This window comes from Rhodoferax sp. WC2427 (assembly GCF_040822085.1).
Taxonomy (GTDB): Bacteria; Pseudomonadota; Gammaproteobacteria; order Burkholderiales; family Burkholderiaceae_C; genus Rhodoferax_B.
Genome location: NZ_CP162006.1, coordinates 4178443 through 4200464, shown reverse-complemented (window position 1 = coordinate 4200464; position 22022 = coordinate 4178443). Strand labels below are relative to the sequence as shown.

At 63.5% G+C, this 22022-nt stretch carries 22 protein-coding genes; 13 read left to right on the top strand and 9 right to left on the bottom strand.

From position 1 onward, the window contains the following. Nucleotides 1-32 precede the first annotated feature (32 nt). Both lpxC and AB3G31_RS19535 read left to right on the top strand, forming a co-directional pair. Nucleotides 33-956, top strand: coding sequence for a UDP-3-O-acyl-N-acetylglucosamine deacetylase (gene lpxC / locus AB3G31_RS19540; RefSeq protein WP_367847724.1), 924 nt, complete (start codon nucleotides 33-35; stop codon nucleotides 954-956). A 4-nt stretch (nucleotides 957-960) separates the two neighbouring features. Then, complete coding sequence (locus AB3G31_RS19535; protein ID WP_295958291.1) at nucleotides 961-1137, top strand: hypothetical protein; 177 nt, start codon at nucleotides 961-963, stop codon at nucleotides 1135-1137. Nucleotides 1138-1144: 7 nt separating this feature from the next. On the opposite strand, the gene ruvC is transcribed toward AB3G31_RS19535, so the two are convergent. From ruvC to AB3G31_RS19520, 3 genes are read right to left on the bottom strand one after another with little or no spacing between them, the layout of a single operon-like run. Continuing rightward, complete coding sequence (gene ruvC, locus AB3G31_RS19530; RefSeq protein ID WP_315226673.1) at nucleotides 1145-1693, bottom strand: crossover junction endodeoxyribonuclease RuvC; 549 nt, start codon at nucleotides 1691-1693, stop codon at nucleotides 1145-1147. Nucleotides 1694-1733: 40 nt separating this feature from the next. Beyond that, the gene (locus AB3G31_RS19525; RefSeq protein ID WP_367847723.1) at nucleotides 1734-2723 is read right to left on the bottom strand and encodes a phosphatidate cytidylyltransferase; all 990 of its coding nucleotides are present in this window, start codon (nucleotides 2721-2723) and stop codon (nucleotides 1734-1736) included. After that, nucleotides 2720-3346 (bottom strand): lysophospholipid acyltransferase family protein, encoded by a 627-nt coding sequence (locus AB3G31_RS19520; protein WP_367847722.1) that lies wholly within the window; start codon nucleotides 3344-3346, stop codon nucleotides 2720-2722. The genes AB3G31_RS19525 and AB3G31_RS19520 overlap by 4 nt, the downstream gene beginning before the upstream one ends. Nucleotides 3347-3599: 253 nt before the next feature. On the opposite strand from AB3G31_RS19520, the gene AB3G31_RS19515 reads away from it, so the two are divergent. From AB3G31_RS19515 to AB3G31_RS19480, 8 genes are all read left to right on the top strand, one after another. Next, a complete protein-coding gene (locus AB3G31_RS19515; RefSeq protein ID WP_367847721.1) occupies nucleotides 3600-4850 on the top strand; it encodes an ABC transporter substrate-binding protein in 1251 nt (416 codons plus the stop codon). Between the two features lie 73 nt (nucleotides 4851-4923). Beyond that, nucleotides 4924-5805, top strand: coding sequence for a carbohydrate ABC transporter permease (locus AB3G31_RS19510; RefSeq protein WP_315209034.1), 882 nt, complete (start codon nucleotides 4924-4926; stop codon nucleotides 5803-5805). Then, the gene (locus AB3G31_RS19505; RefSeq protein WP_367847720.1) at nucleotides 5795-6649 is read left to right on the top strand and encodes a carbohydrate ABC transporter permease; all 855 of its coding nucleotides are present in this window, start codon (nucleotides 5795-5797) and stop codon (nucleotides 6647-6649) included. Before AB3G31_RS19510 ends, AB3G31_RS19505 begins: the two co-directional genes overlap by 11 nt. 4 nt (nucleotides 6650-6653) lie before the next feature. Further along, nucleotides 6654-7724, top strand: coding sequence for an ABC transporter ATP-binding protein (locus tag AB3G31_RS19500; RefSeq protein WP_367847719.1), 1071 nt, complete (start codon nucleotides 6654-6656; stop codon nucleotides 7722-7724). Nucleotides 7725-7931: 207 nt separating this feature from the next. Further along, nucleotides 7932-9170 carry an ABC transporter substrate-binding protein gene (locus tag AB3G31_RS19495; protein ID WP_367847718.1) on the top strand — a complete coding sequence of 413 codons (1239 nt, stop codon included), beginning with the start codon at nucleotides 7932-7934 and terminating at the stop codon, nucleotides 9168-9170. Between the two features lie 88 nt (nucleotides 9171-9258). Next, the gene (locus AB3G31_RS19490; RefSeq protein ID WP_367847717.1) at nucleotides 9259-10125 is read left to right on the top strand and encodes a carbohydrate ABC transporter permease; all 867 of its coding nucleotides are present in this window, start codon (nucleotides 9259-9261) and stop codon (nucleotides 10123-10125) included. Beyond that, complete coding sequence (locus AB3G31_RS19485; RefSeq protein WP_367847716.1) at nucleotides 10118-10978, top strand: carbohydrate ABC transporter permease; 861 nt, start codon at nucleotides 10118-10120, stop codon at nucleotides 10976-10978. The genes AB3G31_RS19490 and AB3G31_RS19485 overlap by 8 nt, the downstream gene beginning before the upstream one ends. A gap of 4 nt (nucleotides 10979-10982) precedes the next feature. After that, entirely contained in the window at nucleotides 10983-12098 is a 1116-nt protein-coding gene (locus AB3G31_RS19480) for an ABC transporter ATP-binding protein (RefSeq protein ID WP_367847715.1), read from the top strand. Nucleotides 12099-12185: 87 nt separating this feature from the next. On the opposite strand, the gene AB3G31_RS19475 is transcribed toward AB3G31_RS19480, so the two are convergent. Beyond that, complete coding sequence (locus AB3G31_RS19475) at nucleotides 12186-13094, bottom strand: LysR family transcriptional regulator (RefSeq protein WP_367847714.1); 909 nt, start codon at nucleotides 13092-13094, stop codon at nucleotides 12186-12188. Nucleotides 13095-13216: 122 nt separating this feature from the next. Here AB3G31_RS19475 and AB3G31_RS19470 point away from each other — a divergent pair, with 122 nt between their 5' ends. Then, complete coding sequence (locus tag AB3G31_RS19470) at nucleotides 13217-13966, top strand: SDR family oxidoreductase (protein WP_367847713.1); 750 nt, start codon at nucleotides 13217-13219, stop codon at nucleotides 13964-13966. Nucleotides 13967-14069: 103 nt separating this feature from the next. Here AB3G31_RS19470 and AB3G31_RS19465 read toward each other — a convergent pair whose 3' ends face one another. Further along, the gene (locus AB3G31_RS19465; RefSeq protein WP_367847712.1) at nucleotides 14070-15314 is read right to left on the bottom strand and encodes a YbiU family protein; all 1245 of its coding nucleotides are present in this window, start codon (nucleotides 15312-15314) and stop codon (nucleotides 14070-14072) included. Beyond that, on the bottom strand, nucleotides 15301-16320 hold the full coding sequence (locus AB3G31_RS19460) for a LacI family DNA-binding transcriptional regulator (protein ID WP_367847711.1): 1020 nt from the start codon (nucleotides 16318-16320) through the stop codon (nucleotides 15301-15303). The genes AB3G31_RS19465 and AB3G31_RS19460 overlap by 14 nt, the downstream gene beginning before the upstream one ends. A gap of 98 nt (nucleotides 16321-16418) precedes the next feature. Here AB3G31_RS19460 and AB3G31_RS19455 point away from each other — a divergent pair, with 98 nt between their 5' ends. After that, nucleotides 16419-17420 (top strand): Gfo/Idh/MocA family protein, encoded by a 1002-nt coding sequence (locus tag AB3G31_RS19455; RefSeq protein WP_367847710.1) that lies wholly within the window; start codon nucleotides 16419-16421, stop codon nucleotides 17418-17420. Then, a complete protein-coding gene (locus tag AB3G31_RS19450; protein ID WP_367847709.1) occupies nucleotides 17417-17728 on the top strand; it encodes a Dabb family protein in 312 nt (103 codons plus the stop codon). Before AB3G31_RS19455 ends, AB3G31_RS19450 begins: the two co-directional genes overlap by 4 nt. Before the next feature lie 9 nt (nucleotides 17729-17737). Here AB3G31_RS19450 and AB3G31_RS19445 read toward each other — a convergent pair whose 3' ends face one another. The 3 genes from AB3G31_RS19445 to AB3G31_RS19435 are packed head-to-tail and all read right to left on the bottom strand — an operon-like array spanning nucleotide 17738 to nucleotide 22016. Next, nucleotides 17738-18940 (bottom strand): hypothetical protein, encoded by a 1203-nt coding sequence (locus tag AB3G31_RS19445; protein ID WP_367847708.1) that lies wholly within the window; start codon nucleotides 18938-18940, stop codon nucleotides 17738-17740. Then, the gene (locus tag AB3G31_RS19440; protein ID WP_367847707.1) at nucleotides 18937-19734 is read right to left on the bottom strand and encodes an outer membrane lipoprotein-sorting protein; all 798 of its coding nucleotides are present in this window, start codon (nucleotides 19732-19734) and stop codon (nucleotides 18937-18939) included. The genes AB3G31_RS19445 and AB3G31_RS19440 overlap by 4 nt, the downstream gene beginning before the upstream one ends. After that, nucleotides 19731-22016 (bottom strand): RND family transporter, encoded by a 2286-nt coding sequence (locus tag AB3G31_RS19435; protein WP_367847706.1) that lies wholly within the window; start codon nucleotides 22014-22016, stop codon nucleotides 19731-19733. Before AB3G31_RS19435 ends, AB3G31_RS19440 begins: the two co-directional genes overlap by 4 nt. Between the last annotated feature and the right edge of the window lie 6 nt (nucleotides 22017-22022).

The following is a 22022-nucleotide window of genomic DNA, read 5'->3' as shown; positions in this document are numbered from 1 at the left end:
TGGGCGATAGGCCTGCCACTTAAAATCGCACCATGCTCCAGCAACGAACCCTCAAGTCCCTCACCAAAGCCGTGGGTGTGGGCGTGCACAGCGGCCAGCGGGTGGAATTGACGCTGCGCCCGGCGCCGCCCGATACCGGCATTGTGTTTCGCCGTACCGACCTGCCGGTGCCGGTGGACATTGCCATGACGGCCGAGTCGGTCACCGATACGCGCATGGCGACCACGGTGTCCAGCGGCTCGGCCAAGGTGTCTACGGTGGAGCATTTGATGTCGGCCTGCGCAGGTCTGGGCATTGACAACCTGATTGTGGAAATCACCGCCGAAGAAGTGCCCATCCTGGACGGCTCGGCGGCGGCTTTTGTGTACCTGCTGCAAACGGCGGGCATTGAGCTGCAAAAAGCCCCGCGCCGTTTTATCCGCGTGACCCAGCCGGTGGAGGTGCGCGAAGGCACGGGCACGGCAGAAAAGTGGGCGCGGCTGGAGCCGTACCACGGCTACAAGCTGAGCTTCGACATCATTTTTGACCACCCGGCGGTGGATTCCACCGGCCAGCACGTCGAATTCGACCTGGGCAGCGACTCGTACATCCGCGACATTGCCCGCGCCCGCACCTTTGGCTTCACCCGCGACGCCGAGATGCTGCGCGCCAACGGCCTGGGCCTGGGCGGCGGTATGGACAACGCCATCCTGATGGACGATTACAAGGTGCTCAACGCGGGCGGCCTGCGCTACGACGATGAATTCGTGAAGCACAAGGTGCTGGACGCGATGGGCGACATGTACATGCTGGGCAAGCCCCTGCTGGCCAGCTACAGCGCCATGAAATCCGGCCACGCGCTGAACAACAAGCTGATCCGCGCACTGATGGACAACACCGACGCCTGGGAGATCGTCACCTTCGACAACGCGTCCGACGCGCCCGCAGGTTTCGCCCAACTCGCCCGCGCCTGGTAGCGCCATGCTGCTGTTCCGCTGGGCCATCCTGTTCCTGCTGCTGGGTGCGGGTGTGTCCTTTGCCTTCTACGTCGGCACCCGGGACCGCCGCTACCTGCGCTGGGGCTGGGTGGTGCTGAAGTGGACGCTGCTGGCCGCGTTCGGATTCTTCACCGTGCTGATTCTGGAACGGCTGGCCTGAGCCCGTACTAGTTAATCCGCCCATCGCGGTACATGCCGCTGGTCTTGCGTGTCAGCGGCGTGGCCTGCGCCAGCCGGGCCATCGCATGCCCCACATGGGCGTGGGTGATGGCCATGCCCAGGGCGTCGGCGGCATCCTTACCGGGCAGCACGGGCAGCTTCAACAAGCGTTTCACCATCTCCTGCACCTGGGTCTTGTCGGCCCGGCCATGGCCGACCACGGCCTTCTTCATCTGCAGGGCGGTGTATTCGTGCACCGACAAATTGCTGTGCCCCAGCGCCGCCAGGCTGGCCCCGCGCGCCTGGCCCAGCAGCAGGGTGGACTGCGGGTTCACGTTCACAAAGATGATTTCCACCGAGGCGGCGTCCGGCTCGTAGCGGGTGCAGACCTCGCAAATCCCGTCAAACAAAATTTTGATGCGCGCAGGCAGCTGCCCCAGGTCCAGGTGCGTGGTCTTGATGGTGCCGCTGGCCACGTAGCTCAGGTTGGAGCCGTCCACGTCGATGATGCCGAAGCCGGTGGTCTGCAAGCCGGGGTCAATGCCGAGAAGTCGCATGCTATTTATTTGAGAGCTGGTTGTGCTCGTACAGTATGCGCTACAGCCGGAAAAACCAGCGCACCGAGTGGAAGAAGATCGGGGCGGCGAAGCACAGGGCGTCCACCCGGTCGAGCAGGCCGCTGGCGCCGGTGATGGATTGGCCCTCGGTGCCCCAGTTGGTGATGCCGCGGTCGCGCTTCAGGGCTTTCATGACCAGGTGGCCGGCGGTGCCTGCGGCGCAGGCGATCAGCGCCATGGCCAGGGCCTGGCCGGGTTTGAAGGGGGTGATGCCGGCCAGCAGGCCGCCCATCAGGCCCCCGGCGGCCATGCCCATGCCCCAACTGCTCCAGTTGAAGCTTTGGCTGATGTGCGGCGCGCGCGGTGGGCGCTTGAGCTTGCGGGCGGCCAGGTGCTGCACCAGCATGCAGGTTTGCACCACCAGCACCAGAAAAAACACCAGAAAGGCGCTTTTGTCGGCGTAGCCGGGGATCTCCAGCCGCACCAGGGCGGGGATGTGGCTGGTGCCGTAGACGCAGACCATGATGCCCCATTGCATCTTGGCATTGCGCTCCAGGAAACGGTGCGGGTCGTCGGCCAGCGCACCCACCAGGGGCAGGGCCAGAAACACGTACACCGGGATGAACACCGTGAACAGGTCGAAATGCCGCCCGCCCGCCATCCAGAACTGCACCGGCAGCACCACAAAAAACGCCAGGATCAGGCTGCGGTGGTCGCCCCGGTGGGTCGGCGACAGGGTGATGAACTCGCGCAGCGCAAAGAACGCCACCAGCCCAAACAAGCTGATCGCAAACCAGCCGCCCAGCACCCAGGTCAACCAGAACATGGCGGCCATGACCCAGGTGTGGCGCAGCAGGCGGCGCAGATCGGTCAGGTCGGAGCCAAATGCGGCCTTGAAGGTGCCGTCGTCGCGCTCGCGCAGCGACACCAGCAGCAGCGCGGCGCTGGCCAGCGACAGCACGCCAAACACCAGCAAGAACAGCGCGGCTACCTGCTGGCTGCCGCTCAGGGCACGCAAAAATTGGTTCATATGTCTCTAAGCGCCATCACGTTCAGGCGCGCGCGGTCCAGAAACGCACGGCGCTCCTCGCCTGGCTCCAGCTGCATCGGCGTGCCAAAGGTGACCGAGCACAGCACCGGCACCGGGATCACCTCGCCCTTGGGCATCACGCGCTGCACGTTGTGGATCCAGGTGGGCACCAGCACCACCTGGGGAAACTGCAGCGCCAGGTTGTACAGCCCGGCCTTGAAGGGCTGCGGCTCCGGCGCAAAGCCACGCGTGCCCTCGGGGAACAGGATGATGGAGTCGCCGCTTTGCAAGGCATCGACCAGCGGCTCCAGCGGGTCTTGCTCCACGCCGTGCTCGTCCTTGGTGCGGCTGCGGTCCACGTAGATGGCGTTGAACACCGCGCTGGTCAGCCACCGCTTGAAGCGCGAGTTGGCCCAGTAGTCTTTGGCGGCGATGGGGCGGGTGATGCTGCGCAGCTCGGTGGGCAGGGCGGCCCAGATCAGAATCAGATCGACGTGGCTTTGGTGGTTGGCGAAATAAATGCGCTGTTCGGCCTTGGGCGGGCAGCCGTGCCAGCGGGCCTGGGCCCCGGTCAAAAGCCGCACGATGCCGAGTAAAAGGAAGCTGGTGAACTTGGCAAGCATGGCGGGGATGATAAACGGGCAGGGTGGCGCACCGGCCAGATGGGGTATAAAAATGGCCGCTCTCGCTCTATCCATCAGCACGGGCAGCTATTAAATAGGTAGTAATTTGTTGCCAAGCGAGGGAAAGCCCTAGTATTCATAATTCGTTAATTAATGAAAAATTAATGTTCTCAACGTGGCATGGTGCCGCATTGAATCCACCCTTTGCCCCGGCCTCCCAACCTGCGAGGCGGCAAACCCAGGAGACAGATTGATGATGAAACTTTCCAAAGTGGCGCTGGCCATGGCTGTTGTGGTGTCGGCTGGCGCGTTGCACGCCGGTGAGGTTGAAGTGCTGCATTACTGGACCTCAGGCGGCGAGGCCAAGTCGGTGGCCGAACTCAAGAAGATCATGCAGGCCAAGGGCCACGTCTGGAAAGACTTCGCAGTGGCCGGTGGCGGTGGCGATAACGCCGCCACCGTGTTGAAGAGCCGTGTGGTGTCGGGCAACCCGCCCGCCGCCGCCCAGATCAAGGGCCCGGCCATCCAGGAATGGGCTGCCGAAGGCGTGCTGGCCAACCTGAACGCCACCGCCCAGGCCGAAAAGTGGGACAGCCTGCTGCCCAAGGCCGTGGCCGATGGCATGAAGTACAAGGGCAACTACGTGGCTGCACCGGTCAACGTGCACCGCGTGAACTGGGTGTGGGCGAACCCTGAAGTGCTGAAAAAGGCCGGTGTGGCCGGCATGCCCAAGACCTACGACGAATTCTTCGCCGCTGCCGACAAGATCAAGGCCGCAGGCCTGATCGCCGTGGCCCATGGTGGCCAGAACTGGCAAGACTTCACCACCTTTGAATCGGTGGTGCTGGGCGTGGGCGGTGCCAAGTTCTACAGCGACGCGCTGGTCAAGCTGGATGCCAAGGCATTGACCAGCGACACCATGAAGAAGTCGCTGGAGACCTTCCGCAAGATCAAGGGCTACACCGACGCAGCCTCCGCAGGCCGTGACTGGAACCTGACCACCGCCATGGTGATGCAGGGCAAGGCCGGCTTCCAGTTCATGGGTGACTGGGCCAAGGGCGAGTTCCTGGCCGCAGGCAAGGTGCCGGGCAAGGACTTCCTGTGCGCTGCCGCCCCCGGCACCGCCACGTCCTACACCTACAACATCGACTCGTTCGCCATGTTCAAGCTCAAGGCCGCCGATGCGCAAAAAGCCCAGGGCGACCTGGCTGCCGCCATCATGGGCACCGAGTTCCAGGAGATCTTCAACCTGAACAAGGGCTCCATCCCGGTGCGCCTGAACATGAACCTGGACAAGTTTGACGACTGCGCCAAGCTCTCCGCCAAGGACTTCGTGGCCACCGCCAAGACCGGCAGCCTGGTGCCCTCCATCGCCCACGGCATGGCCGTCAGCCCTGCGGCTGAAGGCGCGATCAAGGACGCTGTGAGCCAGTTCTGGAACGACGACAAGATCACGGTCGATGCCGCGATGAAGAACATCGCCTCGGCTGCCAAGACCAAATAAGTCGTAGCCCAGGCCCCCCGGATGCGGTTCGCCGCAGCCGGGGGGCTTTTTGTCCACTGCGAGAGCTGAATCTATGAAGTTAAATTTTGAGCAATCCCTGCCCAAGCTGGTGATTGCGCCCGGCTTTGTGCTGGGCTTTGCTTTCATCTACGGGCTGATGATCTGGAACGGCGTGCTGTCCATGACCGCGTCGCGCATGCTGCCCAATTACGACGAATTTGTGGGCCTGGAGCAATACGCCAAGCTCTGGGAAATGGACCGCTGGTGGCTGGCCCTGAAGAACCTGGGTATTTTCAGCGTGCTGTACGTGGGTGGCGCGATGCTGATCGGCATGGCCCTGGCCATCGTGCTGGACCAGAAAGTCCGCGCCGAAGGCCTGCTGCGCACCATTTACCTGTACCCCATGGCGCTGTCGTTCATCGTCACCGGCACCGCCTGGAAATGGATGCTCAACCCCAGCCTGGGGCTGGAAAAGCTGATGCACGACATCGGCTGGAGCAGCTTCAGCTTTGACTGGCTGGTGCAGAGCGACACCGCCATCTACTGCGTGGTGATTGCGGGCATCTGGCAATCGGCCGGGTTTGCCATGGCGTTGTTTTTGGCGGGCTTGCGCGGCATCGACGACAGCATCATCAAGGCCGCACAGATCGACGGCGCCAGCCTGCCGCGCATCTACTGGCGCATCATTTTGCCGATCCTGCGGCCGGTGGTGTTCTCCACCATCATGGTCTTGTCGCACCTGTCCATCAAGAGCTTTGACCTGGTGATGGCCCTGACTGGCGGCGGCCCAGGCTACGCCACCGACGTGCCCGCCACCTTCATGTACGTGATGAGCTTTACCCGTGGCCAGATCGGCCTGGGTGCCGCCAGCGCCACCATGATGCTGGCCACTGTGGCGGCCATCGTGGTGCCCTATTTGTACAGCGAACTGCGGAGCAAACCCCATGATCGGTAAGAACCTTTCCCGTGTGCTGATCTACGGCGTGCTGTTTATCGCAGCGCTGTTTTTCCTGGCCCCCATGTATGTGATGCTGGCCACCTCGTTCAAGGACGCGGAAGAGATCCGCAGCGGCAACCTGCTGAGCCTGCCGCACGGCCTGAACTTCGAAGCCTGGACGCTGGCCTGGTCCAGCGCCTGCACCGGCACCGACTGCCGGGGGCTGCAGCCCTTCTTCTGGAACTCGGTGCTGATCGTGTTTCCGGCGGTGATCATCTCCACGCTGTGGGGCGCGATCAACGGCTACGTGCTGAGCCTGTGGAAGTTCCGGGGCAGCGAAGTGCTGTTTGGTTTCATGCTGTTTGGCGTGTTCATGCCGTTCCAGGTGGTGCTGCTGCCCATGAGCCAGATACTGGGTTGGCTGGGCATTTCCAGCTCGGTGTACGGCCTGATCTTTGTGCACTGCCTGGCCGGTCTGGCGGGCACCACGCTGTTCTTCCGCAACTACTACGCGGCCATCCCGAAAGAGCTGGTCAACGCCGCGCGCATAGACGGCGCGGGCTTCTGGCGCATCTTTGTGCGCATCATCGTGCCGCTGTCCACGCCCATCGTGATGGTCACGCTGATCTGGCAGTTCACCAACATCTGGAACGACTTCTTGTTCGGCGTGGCCTTCAGCGGCGCCGACAGCAAGCCCATCACCGTGGGCCTGAACAACATGGTCAACACCACCAGCAGCGTGAAAAACTACAACGTCGACATGGCCGCTGCCGTGATCGCGGGTCTGCCCACCATCCTCATCTACGTGCTGGCAGGCAAATTCTTCGTTAAAGGACTCACAGCCGGTGCTGTGAAAGGATAAAAAAATGGCATCCGCACTCCACATTCAAGGCATCCGCAAAACCTTTGGCAGCGGCGACAAAATGGTCGAGGTGCTCAAGCGCATCGACATCGACGTGGCCCCGGGCGAGTTCCTCATCTTGGTCGGCCCGTCCGGCTGCGGCAAGTCCACGTTGCTTAACATCATTGCCGGGCTCGAAGAGCCCACCGAGGGCGCGATCCGCATCGGCGACCGCAACGTGGTCGGCGTGGCCCCGGCCCAGCGCGACATCGCCATGGTGTTCCAGAGCTACGCGCTGTACCCCACCATGAGCGTGGCCGAGAACATCGGCTTCGCGCTGGAGATGCGCAAAGTGCCCAAGGCCGACCGCGACAAACGCATTGCCGAAGTGGCTGCCATGCTGCAAATTACCCACCTGCTGGACCGCCGCCCCGCGCAGCTCTCGGGCGGCCAGCGCCAGCGCGTGGCCATGGGCCGGGCCCTGGCCCGCCAGCCGCAGCTGTTCCTGTTCGACGAACCTTTATCGAACCTGGATGCCAAGCTGCGCGTCGAGATGCGGGCCGAGATCAAGCGCTTGCACCAGGTGTCGGGCATCACCAGCGTCTACGTGACCCACGACCAGATCGAGGCCATGACCCTGGGCAGCCGCATCGCGGTGATGAAAGACGGCGTGCTGCAGCAACTCGGCACCCCGGACGACATCTACAGCCGCCCGGCCAATACCTACGTGGCCAGCTTCATTGGCTCGCCTACTATGAATTTAATAGCTGGTCGTGCTGGTACCGCAAGCGCTAGCGGCCAATTTTCTATACAAGGTGCAAATCTGCCGCTGGACAGCCCGCTGCCCGGCGTGGACACTTTGCTGGGCCTGCGCCCCGAGCACATCGCCTTGGCCGATGCCTCCGACTGGCGTGGCGAGGTCAGCGTGGTCGAACCCACCGGGGCCGACACCTACGTGGTGGTGCAGACCGAGGCCGGTCTGGTCACCGTGCGCACCGCGCCGCAGGTGCGTGTAGCACCGGGCGACACCGTCGGCCTGCACATTGCGGCAGAGCAGGTGAGCTGGTTTGACGCCAAGACCGGCGTGCGCATGTAGGGCGAACCGAATCCCGTGTTTTCAGGGAAAACACCTGTGTCATTCGTATTTAATTAATAAATACTTAACGACTCCGGGCCGTGCACTGCTACCCCGGATACAGGGGGCACGCCGATGGCCGCGCCCACGCACTCACCGGCACGGACCTGGGGCACAGAACCCCGGGCCTGCCGGTGATTCCACCACCACAATGACAGGAGACAACGGATGAAAAAGACAATCATGGGCGTGGCGCTGGCCGCCGCTTTCAGCGTACCGGCCATGGCGCAGCAAAGCGTCGAAGTGCTGCACTGGTGGACTGCCGGTGGCGAGGCCGCGGCGCTGGGCGTGCTCAAGGGCAACCTGGAAAAGCAGGGCATCAAGTGGAACGACATGCCCGTCGCCGGTGGCGGTGGCGAGCAGGCCATGACGGCGGTGCGCGCCCGTGTCACCGCAGGCAATCCGCCCACCGCCGTGCAGATGCTGGGCTTTGACATCCAGGACTGGGCCAAGCAAGGCGTGCTGGCCGACCTGAACGACGTGGCCGCCAAAGAAGGTTGGGACAAGACCGTGCCCGCCGCGCTGCAACGCTTCTCCAAGTTCAACGGCAAGTGGGTCGCCGCACCGGTCAACGTGCACTCCACCAACTGGGTCTGGGCCAACAAGGAAGTGCTGGCCAAGGCCGGTATCACCGCCGACCCCAAGACCTGGGACGAATTCATTGCCGACGGCGAGAAGCTGCAAAAGGCCGGCTTCATCGCCCTGGCCCACGGCGGCCAGCCCTGGCAGGACGCCACCATGTTCGACGGCGTGGTGATCTCCACCGGCGGTGTGGATTTCTACCGCAAGGCCTTCATCGATCTGGACCCGAAATCCCTGAACTCGCCCACCATGCTCAAGGCCTTTGACCGCATGTCGCAACTGCGCAAGCTGGTCGACAAAGACTTCTCGGGCCGCGACTGGAACGTGGCCGCGGGCATGGTGATCAGCGGCAAGGCCGGTTTCCAGATCATGGGTGACTGGGCCAAGGGCGAGTTCATTGGTGCCAAGAAGGTGCCGGGCAAAGACTTCTCCTGCTTCCGCGTTCCCGGCACGCAGGGCGTGGTGTCGTTCAACTCCGACCAGTTCGCCATGTTCAAGGTGGGTGCCGACAAGGTAGCCGCCCAGACCAAGCTGGCCTCCGCCATCATGGAGCCCGGCTTCCAGTCGGCCTTCAATGTGGTCAAGGGCTCGGTGCCAGCGCGCACCGACGTGTCCGACAAGGACTTTGACGACTGCGGCAAAAAGGCCATGAAGGACTTTGCCGAAGCCAACAGCAAGAACACCCTGGTCGGCTCCATGGCGCATGGCCACGCCGTCCCTGCGTCCATCAAGAACGCCTTCTACGACGTGATCACCCGCCACTTTAATGGCCAGATCGACTCGAAGAAAGCGGTCGTGGAATTGGCCGCTGCCGCCAAGTCCTGAGCGGGCGCGATAGGGCGGGTTTTCGCCCTGTCGGTGTGCGGGCCGACGCGCTAGCGTCGGCTTTTCTATTTCCCTCGTAAGGTCCGGAATGAAAGCTGGTTTTCTACCCAAGCTGCTGATCGCCCCCAGCGCCTTGCTGGTGCTGGTGTGCGTCTACGGCTACATCATGTTCACGATTTATTTGTCGTTCACCGCCTCGACACTGATGCCGCAGTACGAGTGGGTGGGCACCGCCAACTACGTCCGCCTGATGGGGCTGGAGAACTGGTCGGTGGCCTTGTCCAACCTGTGGGTGTTTGCGTCGCTGTACATCGTGATCGCCATGGCCCTGGGGCTGACGTTGGCGATTTTGATCGACCAGAAAGTGCGCGCCGAGAGCGGCCTGCGCTCGGTGTTTCTCTACCCCATGGCGCTGTCCTTCATCGTGACCGGCACGGCCTGGAAATGGCTGCTCGACCCCGGCGTGGGCCTGGAGCACACCATGCAGACCCTGGGCTGGAGCAACTTCACCTTTGGCTGGATCAAGGACTCGGACATGGCCATCTACTGCGTGGTGATTGCTGCCGTGTGGCAGACCACCGGCTTTGTGATGGCCATGTTTCTGGCGGGCCTGCGCGGGGTGGATTCCGAGCAGATCAACGCCGCCCGCCTGGACGGTGCCAAGAGCTGGCAGATCTACCAGCGCATCATCATTCCGCAGCTCGGGCCGGTGTTCATCTCGGCCTTTGTGATCCTGGCGCACATGGCCATCAAGTCCTATGACCTGGTGATCGCGCTGACCAACGGCGGCCCGGGCCGCTCCACCTGGCTGCCCTCGGTGTTCATGTACCAGTACACCTTTACCCGTAACGAAATGGCCGTGGGTGCCGCCAGCTCGGTGCTGATGCTGGTGGCCATCGGCGTGGTGGTGCTGCCCTATCTGTACGGCGAAATGCGAAAGGTCAAAAATGGATAAGACCTTGTCGCGCTTTCTGCGCATCGCCCTGTATGTGATTTTGGTTGGCACGGCGCTGATGTTTATCTTGCCGGTGTACGTGATGGTGGTGAACTCGCTTAAGCCGCTGGACGAAATCCGCAGCGGCAACCTGATGTCGCTGCCCATGGAGTGGACGCTGGCCCCCTGGCGCAGCGCCTGGAGCACTGCCCAGATCGGGGTGCAGGCCACGGGGCTGAAGCCCTACTTTGTCAACTCGTTTCTGCTGGTGATTCCGGCGGTGGTGCTGTCTACACTGATCGGTGCCTTGAACGGCTACATCCTCACCCAGTTCAAGATGCGCTTTGCGCACGCGCTGTTTGCGGCCATGCTGTTCTCGGTGTTCATTCCGTTCCAGATCGTGCTGATTCCGATGGCCAAGACCCTGGGTTTTCTGGGGCTGGCGGGCACGGTGAAGGGGCTGATTTTTGTGAACGTGGTGTACGGCATTGGCTTTACCACGCTGTTCTTTCGCAACTACTACGCGGCGTTTCCCACCGAGCTGATCCGCTCGGCGCGCATGGACGGGGCCAACTTCTTTGGGGTGCTGCTGCGCATCTTGCTGCCCAACAGCGCGCCCATCATCGTGGTGACCGTGATCTGGCAGTTCACCAACATCTGGAACGAGTTCTTGTTTGGCGCATCCTTCAGCGACTACACCTCGTTTCCGCTCACCGTGGCGCTGAACAACCTGGTGAGCAGCTCCACCGGGGTGAAGGAATACAACGTGCATTTCGCCGGGGCTTTCATCGCCGCGATTCCCACGCTCATCGTCTACCTGGTGTCGGGTAAATATTTCGTCCGCGGCCTGATGGCCGGTTCGGTAAAAGGTTGAATTTATGGCTTCGCTCGATCTCGTCCACATCCAAAAAAGTTTCGACAACATCCAGATCCTGCACGACATCACCATCTCGCTGGCCGACGGCGAGTTTCTGGTGCTGGTGGGCCCCAGCGGCTGCGGCAAGAGCACGCTGATGAACGTGATTGCCGGGCTGGAAGACCCCACCGCCGGTAGCCTGCGCCTGGACGGCCAGGACATCACCCAGGTGGCCCCGGCCGAGCGCAACATTTCCATGGTGTTCCAGTCGTACGCGCTGTACCCCAACATGACGGTGGCCAAGAACATCGAGTTCCCGCTGGAGATGCGCAAGGTGGCCAAGGAGGTGCGCGCCGAGCGCGTGGCCAGCGTGGCCAAGCTGCTGCAGATCGAACACCTGCTGCAGCGCAAGCCGCGCCAGCTCTCCGGCGGCCAGCGCCAGCGCGTGGCCATTGGCCGTGCCCTGGCACGCGAGCCCAAGCTGTATTTGTTTGACGAGCCCCTGTCCAACCTGGACGCCCAGCTGCGCCTGGACATGCGCACCGAAATCAAGAAGCTGCACCAGCGCCTGAAAGCCACCATCGTCTACGTTACCCACGACCAGATCGAGGCCATGACCCTGGCCACCCGCATCGCGGTGATGAAGGGCGGTGTGGTGCAGCAGCTGGGCAGCCCGCACGAGGTCTACAACCGCCCGGCCAACACCTTTGTGGCCAGCTTCATGGGCTCGCCGCGCATGAACCTGGCCCGGGCCCGCGTACTGGCGCAGGGCGACGGCATGGCACTGGAAATGCAGCAAGGCGACCGCCCCGCGGTGCGCATCGATCTGCCTTCCGTGCCCGCAGGGCTGCGCGCCTACCTGGGCAAGGAAGTGATCGCCGGTATCCGCGCCGAAGCCATCAGCCTGCCCCGCGACGGTGCCGTCGAATCCGCCATGCACCGCCTGGTGCAGGCCCGCGTGGAAGTGATCGAGCCCACGGGTGCCGACACCCTGGTCGTCCTCAATGTGGGCGGCCACGAGTTCACCGCCCGGGTCGAGCCCGACGCACCACTGGCACCCGGCCAGGAGACGCAGTTCCTGGTGGACCTCAGCAAGCTGGTCTGCTTTGATGTGCAAACCGAGCAGCTGATCGCCTGAAACTCAGATGCTATGTATTTGGTAGCTGCTTGCGCTGATGGAATGGGCGCTAGAGGCTTAAAAGGCTGAAGGTTCCGATCCAGGCCGTCAGTCGTTCGCGTGCAGCAGCGGCGGCACCAGGCGGGGGTCGCGCAGCTTGTCTACCCACCACTGCAGCGCGGGCCCGGCGCGGTGCGAATGCCAGCCCACAAACAGCAAATTCGGTTCGCGCGGGTCTTGCGTGGGCAGGGCCACCAGCGTGCCGCGCTCCAAATGGTGGCGTACCTTTTCCAGCGGCAACCAGCCCACGCCCAGGCCAGCTACCTGGGCGGCGATCTTGGCGCGCATGCTGGGCATGGCCAGCCGCTCCTGGTGGGTTTGCACGCCGTAGCTGCGGGATAGGCCCAGGCGCGAGGTGTCGGCCACCACCACAGCGCGGTGGGCGGTGATGGCCTCCATCGCCAACGGTTGGGGGGCCTGGGCCAGCGGATGCCGGGGCGCGACGGCAAACACCCACTCCAGTTGCGCCAGTGCAAACCACTGCAGGTGCGCCATCGCAGGTGGTTCGTTGGTGGCGGCCACCACCAGGTCGGCGCGCTGGTCCAGCAAGGCTTCCCAGGTACCGCCCAGCACCTCGTGGGCAAAGCGCAGGCGCACGCCGCTGTGCAGCGCATCGAAGTCGGCCACCAGGGGGAGCAGGGCTTCGATGTTGGCCAGCTCGTCGGTGGCGATGCGCAGCTCGGACTCCCAGCCGCGCGCCACCTGCTTGACGCGTTCGGTGAGCCGCCGGGCCTGGGCGTGCATCTGCGCGCCTTGTTCGACCAGCAGCAGGCCTGCCGGGGTGAGCGCGATGCGGTAACCGGCGCGGTCGAACAGCAGCGCGTCCAGCCGGTCTTCGAGCTGGCGGGCGGCGTACGACACGGTGGACGCAGCCTTGCCCAGGCGCTCGGCCGCGCGCGACAGGCTGCCGGTGGCGCGCACGGCTTCCAGCAGCTGTAAATCGTCCAGGCTCAACATGTTCGATAGTTTCGCACGGGTTCATCGAAATGGTGGTGTCTCTGGCATCGCCAATCGCCAGACACTTGATCCATCAGCCCCGCCGGGGTTGAAGAATCAACGAAACCATCGAAGGAAAAATCATGAACCGCTTTGCAGGAAAGAATATTTTGGTCACCGGTGGCAGCAGTGGCATCGGTGCCGCGGCCGCCATCGCTTTTGCCCGCGAAGGCGCACGGGTGGCCATCACCGGCCGCGATGCCGACAGCCTGGCCCGCGTAAAGGCCGAGCTGGGCCCGAACGCGCTGGCCCTGGTCAGCGAAGCCGGGGACGTGTCGGCCCAGGCCGCCCTGGTGGCCGAGTTGCAGGCGCAGATGGGTGTGATCGACGGTGTCTTCATCAACGCTGGGGTGGCCAAGTTTGGCCCGCTGGCGCAGATCGACGAGGCGCTGTGGGACAGCAGCTTTGACACCAATGTCAAAGGCCCGTACTTCCTGGTCCAGCGCCTGGCCGCACTGATGACCCGGGGCGGCGCGATCGTGCTGAACGGCTCCATCAACGCCCACATCGGCATGCCGAATTCCAGCGTTTACGCCGCCAGCAAGGCCGCGCTGATCTCGCTGGCCAAGACCTTGTCGGCCGAGCTGCTGCCGCAGGGCGTGCGCGTGAATGTGGTGAGCCCCGGCCCGGTAAGCACGCCGCTGTACGGCAAGCTGGGCCTGGCAGCCGACCAACTGCAGGCCATGGCCGCCCGCATCCAGACGCAGATTCCGCTGGGCCGCTTTGGTACGCCGCAAGAGATTGCCGCTACGGTGCTGCACCTGGTGTCGCCGGAGTCCGGCTTTATCGTCGGCACGGAGATCGTGGCCGACGGCGGCATGAGCCAGATGTAAACCGGCTGCCGGGAATGCCTACTATGTATTTCATAGCTGCTTGCGCTTTTGGAATAAGCGCTGGCAGCCATTTTTATATGTAATTTTGTGGCCAGGCGTGGGGCTACGCGTACCCCATTTGCAAACGCCCAAGCGGTGTCAGGTCCTCCGGCTGGAAGCGCCCCACGAAATCCACCTCGTAATCCTCTGGCGCAAAGTCGGGCGACGACTTGCCGGCCTCGAACGCGGGCCGCTGCTTGGCCAGAAAGGCCCGGTTCTTGGCGCAGTCGGGGGCGGCGCCGATATAGATCACGTTGCTGTAGCCCGTGCCCTGGTGCTTGTCTTCCACGCCGTGGATGGTGTCGGGGTGCCACCACACGGTGTCGCCCGCATTCACCTTGGGGATGGGGCCATAGGCGCGCAGCAGCAGGGCGTGGTGCTCGGGCGAGGCCACCAGGGCGCGGCCGGCGCGGGCACCGCAGAGCTGGTCTTCGGCGATGTCGTCTTGTAGCGCGCGCAGCAGCATCCAGGCCATGGCATTGGCGATGGGCACCAGGTTCAGCGTGCCGTCGCCCGGGCCCTGCGGGGTCAGCGCGGTCCAGCCCTGGAAGGTACGGAACATGCTGCACACGGCGGGGGAGGGGATTTCATGGGTTTCGGTGCGGTAGGCGGCGGCAAACGGGTCGTACTGGCGGATGTCGCCCCCAAACACGTGGCGAAAGACGTTTTGGTAGCCGGGGTCGATCCAGCGCTCGATGGAGCCCCCGTCCATGTGGGGCGACAGGCCCAGCGAGGCGTCGCCCGGTTCGCGCTGGCGCACGCGGTCGGAGTAGGTGCATTCCTGGTCGGGGTTGAACACCGGTTTGCCGTCGTGCTGGCTGTCCCACAGGCGGTTCAGCCAGCGCCGGGCCCGGGCCAGCTCCACCGACTGGCGCGCATCCATTTGCGGCTTGGACCAGTAGATGCCGTAGATCTGCGGCTTGGAGCTGGCCAGGGCGCTGAAGTACTTGTCGATGCCGCGCTTGCTGACCTGTTTGTCAAGGTAGTGGTTGTCGGTGATGTAGTCGGCCAGGGTGGTGTTCCATTGCGCGACCCGCTCTGGCGCGAACACGCCGCGGATCACCAGGCAGCCACGTTGCTTGATGCGGGCGATCTGCGCCGCGTCCAGCGTGTCGAGCTCGTTGAACTGCACCTCGGGCACGGGCTGCAGGCCCTGGGCGCGCTCGCGTTCGATGGTTTCCACCTGGGCTTCGATGTTGCGCGTGAGGGCCTCGAAGCGTTCTTTCAGGTCGGGAATCTGGGCGCGCAACTGGCGCTTGGCGGCGATGATCTGGCTTTGGAAGTTGAGGTTGGGGTCAGCTTGTTGCATGGAAGAGCTCCAGGGTGGGGGGAGAAAAAAGCGTTTGGCTGGCGGGCAGCTCGGGCTGGGCAAACCGCGCCAGCATGCGGCTGCCCAGGGCCTGACCGGCCCGGTGCATGTCTTCAAAACAGGCCCAAAACGGCTGGCGGATGTACCGGGGCAGGGGGCTGCTGTACTTGACGACCAGCTCCATGTGGTGGCCGGGCCCGACCTGCAGGCCGCCGTCGGCCAGCGCGCTGAGCAGGGGCAGCACCGGCGCTTCGCGGGTCAGCACCAGGCCATCGAAGCCCGTGGCCTGCGCGCGCCCCCATTGGTAGATGGCCTCGGGGGAATCGTCCAGCGTGACCGCAGCAATGCATTCACCGGCCACCCCGGATTGCAGGCAGGCGCGGGCAAAGCCGTCGGCCAGGTGCTGCGCAAAGGTGGTGCCCGGTGCTGGCAGCAGGATGCCCAGGCGCGTGCGACCCTGTGCCGCCAGGGTGGCGACCGCCATGGCGGCAAAGCTTTCGTTGGCAAAGTCCACGCTGTCGTGCGCGGGCAGGGCGGTGCGCCCATAGGTGACAAAGGGGAAGCCCTGGTCCTGCAGCCAGCGCACCCGGGCGTCCTGCGGTGCGGTGTAGGTCAGCACCAGACCATCGGCCAGGCCGCGCTCGATGACGTACTGCACGCTGTCCAGGGCGCTATTCGGGGTGTTGTTCCCGGCGATCTGCGGCAGCACGATGAGGTGGTAGTCCGTGCCCTGCAGGGCGTCGCCCAGGCCGAGCAAGAAGTCCTTGAAGCCGAGTTGGGTGGCATCCTGCCGGTCCTGGATGAAGGCCAGCGTGTGGGTTTTGCCGGTTTTCAGGTGCACGGCGGCGCGGTCCCGCACGTAGTGCTGTGCGCGGGCGGCTTGCAGCACCTTGTCGCGGGTTTCCGGCAGCACGCTGGCGGCCCCCGCCAGGGCGCGCGACACCGTGGCCGACGACAGGCCGGTGGCCTTGGCCAAGGTGGTGATACTGGCTTTTCTAGGGTGCATGGTGTGTCTCTGTAGAAATTATGCAAACGTTTACATTGCACGTCAAGCGGGTATTTGGCAAAATGAAAACGTTCTCATACTCATTTTAAGGAGACTTTATGCGTTGGGCTTTTATCGGAGCCAGCACCATTGCTGGCGAATGGATGGTGTCTGCCGTGCGCTCGGTGGGCGACGAGGTGGTGGTGGTGGTGTCGGGCGATCTGGCCCGGGCCCGCGCGTTTGCCAATACCCATGGCATCTCCCATGCCACCGACGATGAAGCCGCGCTGGCCGGTCTGGGCCTGGACGCGGTTTACATCTCCAGCACCAACGAGAAACATGAAGCTTCGGTGCGGCATGCCGCCAGCCTGGGTTTGCATGTGCTGTGCGAGAAGCCCCTGGCCACCACCCTGGCCGCCGCCCAGCGCATGGTGCAAGCCTGTGCCCAGGCGGGCGTGGTGATGGGCACCAACCACCATTTGCGGCACAACAGCGCCCACCGTTTGATGCGCGAGAAGATCCAGCAGGGCGCGCTGGGCCGCCTGGTGTCGGCACGGGTGCAGCATTCGGTGTACCTGCCCGCGCATCTGCAGGGCTGGCGCTTGAAGGACAAAGGCGCAGGCGGCGGTGTGGTGCTGGACATTGCGGTGCACAACGCCGATTCGCTGGCCTTTTTGCTGGGCGAGTACCCCACCGAGGTGGTGGCCATGACCAGCAACAGCGGCATGGCCGAGGGCATGGAAGACAACGCCATGTCGGTCTGGCGCTTCCCCAGCGGCCTGACGGCCTTTACCCACCAAGGCTTCAACACCCCATTTGCCGACGTGGGGCTGGAAATCCACGGCACCCAGGGCTCGCTCAAGGGTGTGGGCATCCTGCACCAGGGGCCGGACGGGCGGCTGGACTTCAAGAACGCCCAGGGCGAGCAGGTTTTGCCGCTGGACCAGATCAGCCTGTACAGCCGCGGCGTGCAGAACTTCCACCTGGCCATCCAGGGCCAGCCTAACGATCTGGCCGACGGCCAGGCCGGGGTGCGTTCGCTGGCGGTGGCGCTGGCGGTGCTGGAAAGTGCGCGCACCGGGCGCAGCGTGGCCGTGGACTACGCAGGAGCCGCAGCATGATCCACCACTGTGTGTTCATCCATTTCCGGCCTGAAATCACCGAGGCCGCCAAGCAAGGGCTGTGGGACGAGCTGCGTGCCCTGGTGGGCGAGGTGCCCGGCCTGCGGGAGGTGCGCGCCGGGGCCAATGCCCGCTACGAAGATCTGGACCACGGCTTTGCCGACGGCTTCATCGCCGTGTTCGACGGCCCGCAGGGCCTGGCCGCCTACCAGGCGCATCCGGCGCACCAGGCCACCGGTGCCAAGCTGGTCCAGGCGGCCCAGGGCGGGTTGCAGGGGCTGATGGTGTTCGACCTGGACCTGGCTTGAGCAAGCTGGTTATTGGAAATGGTATTTGGCCAACACCTCGACATAGCTCTCTTTGCGGTAGTCCATCAAGCTGGGCGACTTGCGCACGTTGTCAAACACGCTCATGGTTCCTTCGACCGTCCAGTTCTTGGCGATACGGCGGCTGGCGTCGCCTCGCCATAGACGGGCACCGGTGGAGGGTTCTGCCACCACCCCGAACTTGAACTCGGTGCTGGCGGGGTCGTTGAGGGCCACCCGCACCCCGGCATAGATGCCGTGGCTCAGGGTGGTCAGCGGGGCATCCGCCGGGCGCAGATCAAACTGGTATTCACCGAGCAGGTTGACGTCCACCACACTGCCGTGGATGCCGTTCAGGGCGTATTCGCCCCCCAGCACGCCAGAGAAGAAGTCGCGTGAGTAGCCGCTGCGGTGGGCCAGCTCGGACTTGACCAGAAAGTTGCCTACCGGTACTTGCAGGTCGGCGCCCCATTGCCGGACGAGTCGGCGGGTGGCCGTCAATTCCGTGGGGGCGGCGTAAGGCAGGGTGCGTGCCGTCAGCGCGGATTCACGGTCCAGTCCGCGAAAGAAATACAGGTGGGAGTCGTAGTCGCCCTGGCTGATGGCCAGCCGTGCGGCGAACGCGGGCGGGGTGCCGTTGGGGTGTTCCACCGCATTGTGGATGGGCAAGTCGGTGCGCGGCCGCCCCGCGGTATCGGGATACACGGGATCGCGCTCCCACGGCAGCAGCAGGGCCTCCAACTGGCCCACCGGCGTGGGATGGGCTACATACAGCATGGCGGTGGACAGACGCTGCTCCGCCGCATAGTGGTGCGCCAAATCGGGCGGGTTGACGACATCCACCAGGTGGCGCGACTCGGTCACGCCCCAAAACAGCCGCGTAAGCCCGACCTTGACGATGGTCTCGTTCAGACGGGTCGAGAAGTACAGCTCGTTCAGGTCCACCCGTGTGCGCCCGTTGTGCGCTCCTTCCAGGTACAGCGCGGGGCTGATGACGAAGGTTTTGCCACCGTCCGCCCAGCGCCACTCTGGCGCAAGCCGAACCGCGAGGCGATCCGACTCCTTGGTGGCTTCGTGGGGGCTGGCGTAGAGTCTGGCACCCAGTGCGGCATTGCCTTTGAGCTTCCAAAGACTGGCTTCTGCCGTGCCATCGTCCGCCCCCAGGGCGGCGCGCATGGCCAAGAGCCATGCGCTGGCAACGATGGCGTATTTCACTGCTGGCGCTCTAAGGCATCGGCCGTGAAATCGCCTGCCGTCAGGCCGGTCTTGAATTTCCAGCTGGCCCACTGCAGGCGGGTGCTCTTGCCCGTTTTCAGGTTTTCCATACTCTGGACACCGGCGCGCCAGTGCTTGCCCAGATAGAGCTTGTAGTCGCTGAACTTCATGGATTTGAGCAAAGCGCCTTCCCGGTCGTAGTAGTCAATGCGGCGCGGCTGGTACATGGTTTTGTCTACCCATTCCACCTGGCGTGAATAGCCCGAGTCTTCATAGGCCGGCGTGTTTTCCACCACGAAGCAATCTGCACCCTCAAGGTTTTCCTCGCGCAAGAGGCGGTAGGTGAACTTCTTCACCTCCCAGGCCGACAGGTCTTCAAACGCGTACTCACTGCCGATAAAGGCGGCGGCCTTGTTTTTGGAGGCAATGCGCTTGGTGCGTTTCAGTGCGGGCAGATACAACCATTGGTCGTCTGCCGCCAGGGCATGCGACCAGGTCAGCACCGCGGTGCCGGAAAGATCCACCGGCTGGTTGAAGACCACCAGGGTCCGATCGCCATCGGTCTTCTGTTCCAGCGTCAGCATTTTGAAACGGCGCGTGGTCGTGGTGCCTGCGGCATCGCGCAACTCCATGGTGGCTTCGGCCACTGAATCCGAAAACCCTGCGTCGCGGTGGTCGGTCTCGACCGCGATGGACATACCTTTGTCCGCTGCCGCGTCGGCATAGGCTGCCATCGGAGCGATGGATACGAGTGTGGCCAACACCAGAGAGAGGGCGGTTTTAGGGAACTTCATTTTTTCTTGACTCCAAACAATAACAATGCGGGCAACAGCACAAAATCGGCCAGCAGGCCCAGGATAAGAATGATCACGGTCAATATCCCAAGATGGGAATTGATGCGAAAGTGCGAGAGCGCCAGGATGCCGAAGCCGGACACCAGCACCAGCGTCGTGATCCACAAGGCCTGACCGGCTTCATGGAAGGCGTGCTCGACGGCGACGGTGCGGTCCCCTTGCTTGCGTAGCGATTCGCGGTAATGGCCCAGGAAGTGCACCGTGTCGTCGGACAAAATGCCCAGCGTCATGGCGGCCACTACCGACGAAGCCAGGCCCACTTGACCCACGAATACGCCCCACACGCCGAACGCGACTGCAGCGGGCAAGATGGTCGGTACCAGCGACAAAATGCCCAGTCGCAAAGAGCGCAAACCCAGCCCCAGCAGCAGGCCCACCACCACCATGCCGGCCACCTCGCCCGAGATCATGGAGGAGATGTTGCGTTCTCCAATATTGGCAAACATCAGGCTGGGGCCTGTTGCTGCAACATGCATGCTTTCGTTGGCGTTGGCCTCCAGCCAAGCACGTGCTCGCGCTTCCACGGCCCGTATCTGTTCGCTGGAGATATTGCGCAGGCTGGCGGTCATGCGCAGCGCGCTGCGCGAGACATCCACCTGGTCGCTGACATCCATGCCCTGGGGCAGCGCGAGTTCATAGGCCAGGAAGTATTGGGTTGCCAAGGCGCGTGTTTCCGGTATGCGGAAGTGGGCCGAATCGTCGCCATTGAAATTCTTGTTCAGCTTGCGCAGAACATCGGCCAGCGAACTGACATGGCTTACTTCCGGCTGGGCCCGCAACCACACGGCAAAGGCATCCACTTGTTTCAGATACTGCGGGTCATAGACACCATCGGGTTGGCCCGACGGCAGCATGTACTCCAGCTCATAGATGCCGGTGAGGTTCTTTTCGACCCAGTCCGTGTCCTGGCGAAAGCTCAGCGAGGTATCGAAGTACTTGACGTATTCATCGTCGAGTTTGTTCAACCACAGGAGCTGCGAGAACAGCAGTGCGCCGCCCAGACCCACGATCGCAATCGTGCGGGGCTTGCGGATGATCCATTGGAGCAAGGCATCCAGACCCCGCGGCACCAGGTCCCGTGGACGGCCAATGAACCGCACCGGTACCGCGATCGCGATGGCAGGCAGCAAGGTCAAAGAAATCCACAGTGCGGCAACCACTCCGATGGCCGTGATGTTGCCAAGATCGCGAAACGGAGGGGCATCGCTGGTATTCATGGTCAGAAAACTGACAACGGTTGCCGCCGTGGTGAATGCCACCAACGTCAGATGGCTCTGCAACACGTTGCGCATCGCTTGTTCACGGGTTTCGCCTTTGGAGACCTGGTTTTGCCATGCCACCAGAAAGTGGATGGAATCGGCCACGGCCATGGTCATGATGATGTTGGGGGCTGCGACCGCTGTGGGCGACAGAGGAACCCCCATAAGCCCTGCGATACCCAGTGCCGCCATGATCGAGCAGGCAATCACGGTGCCCACGAGCAACGACAAGGCCAGGGAGCGCATCAACCACCAGCACAGCAGCAGCGAGACGGTGAACATGGCAGGAATCAGCACCTGGCCATCGGCCTGCGCGGCATCGTGGAAGGCCGTGTCGAGCATGGCGGAGCCGGTCAGGCGAACCTCCATATCTGGATGCGCCAGCATCACATCCGCAGCTAGCCTTCTCGCAGCAGCGGATACCTCCAGCACCTGCTCATCTTTGCGGGCTTCGTCCATGGCCAGGCCCACTGCCACACCGGCCGTGGTGCCATCGGCGGAGATCAGGCGCCCGACCAGCATCGGTTCACCCAGCAGTACGGCGCGCCGCGCCGCGATGCCCGCAGCGTCCAGCTTGTCGGAATGTTCCAGAACGGCAGCTACGTTGAGCTCATCACCCATCGCCGCCGAGTGCTGGAAGTTGGCCGGTGAATCGACCCGGCGTGCGCTTGGCAGGCGCCAGGCATCGCGCGTCAGTTTCTCCAAAATGGAGAGGCGCTCGGCGGTGAATAAATCTCCTTGCCGCGGCTTGATGGCGATCAACACATTGTCGGTCTTGGCAAATTTGTTCTGCAGATCGTCAAAGGCCTTTAACTCCGGGTTGTCCGGTGAAAAAAACATGCGGTAGTCGTTCTCGAAATGCAGCTTGGGCAGGCCCAGGCTGCACAGACCCAGCAGCACGACAGTGGTTGCTGCCAACCAGTTGCGCCACTGGACCAAAAAGGCTGTGAAACGTATCAGCATGGGCGG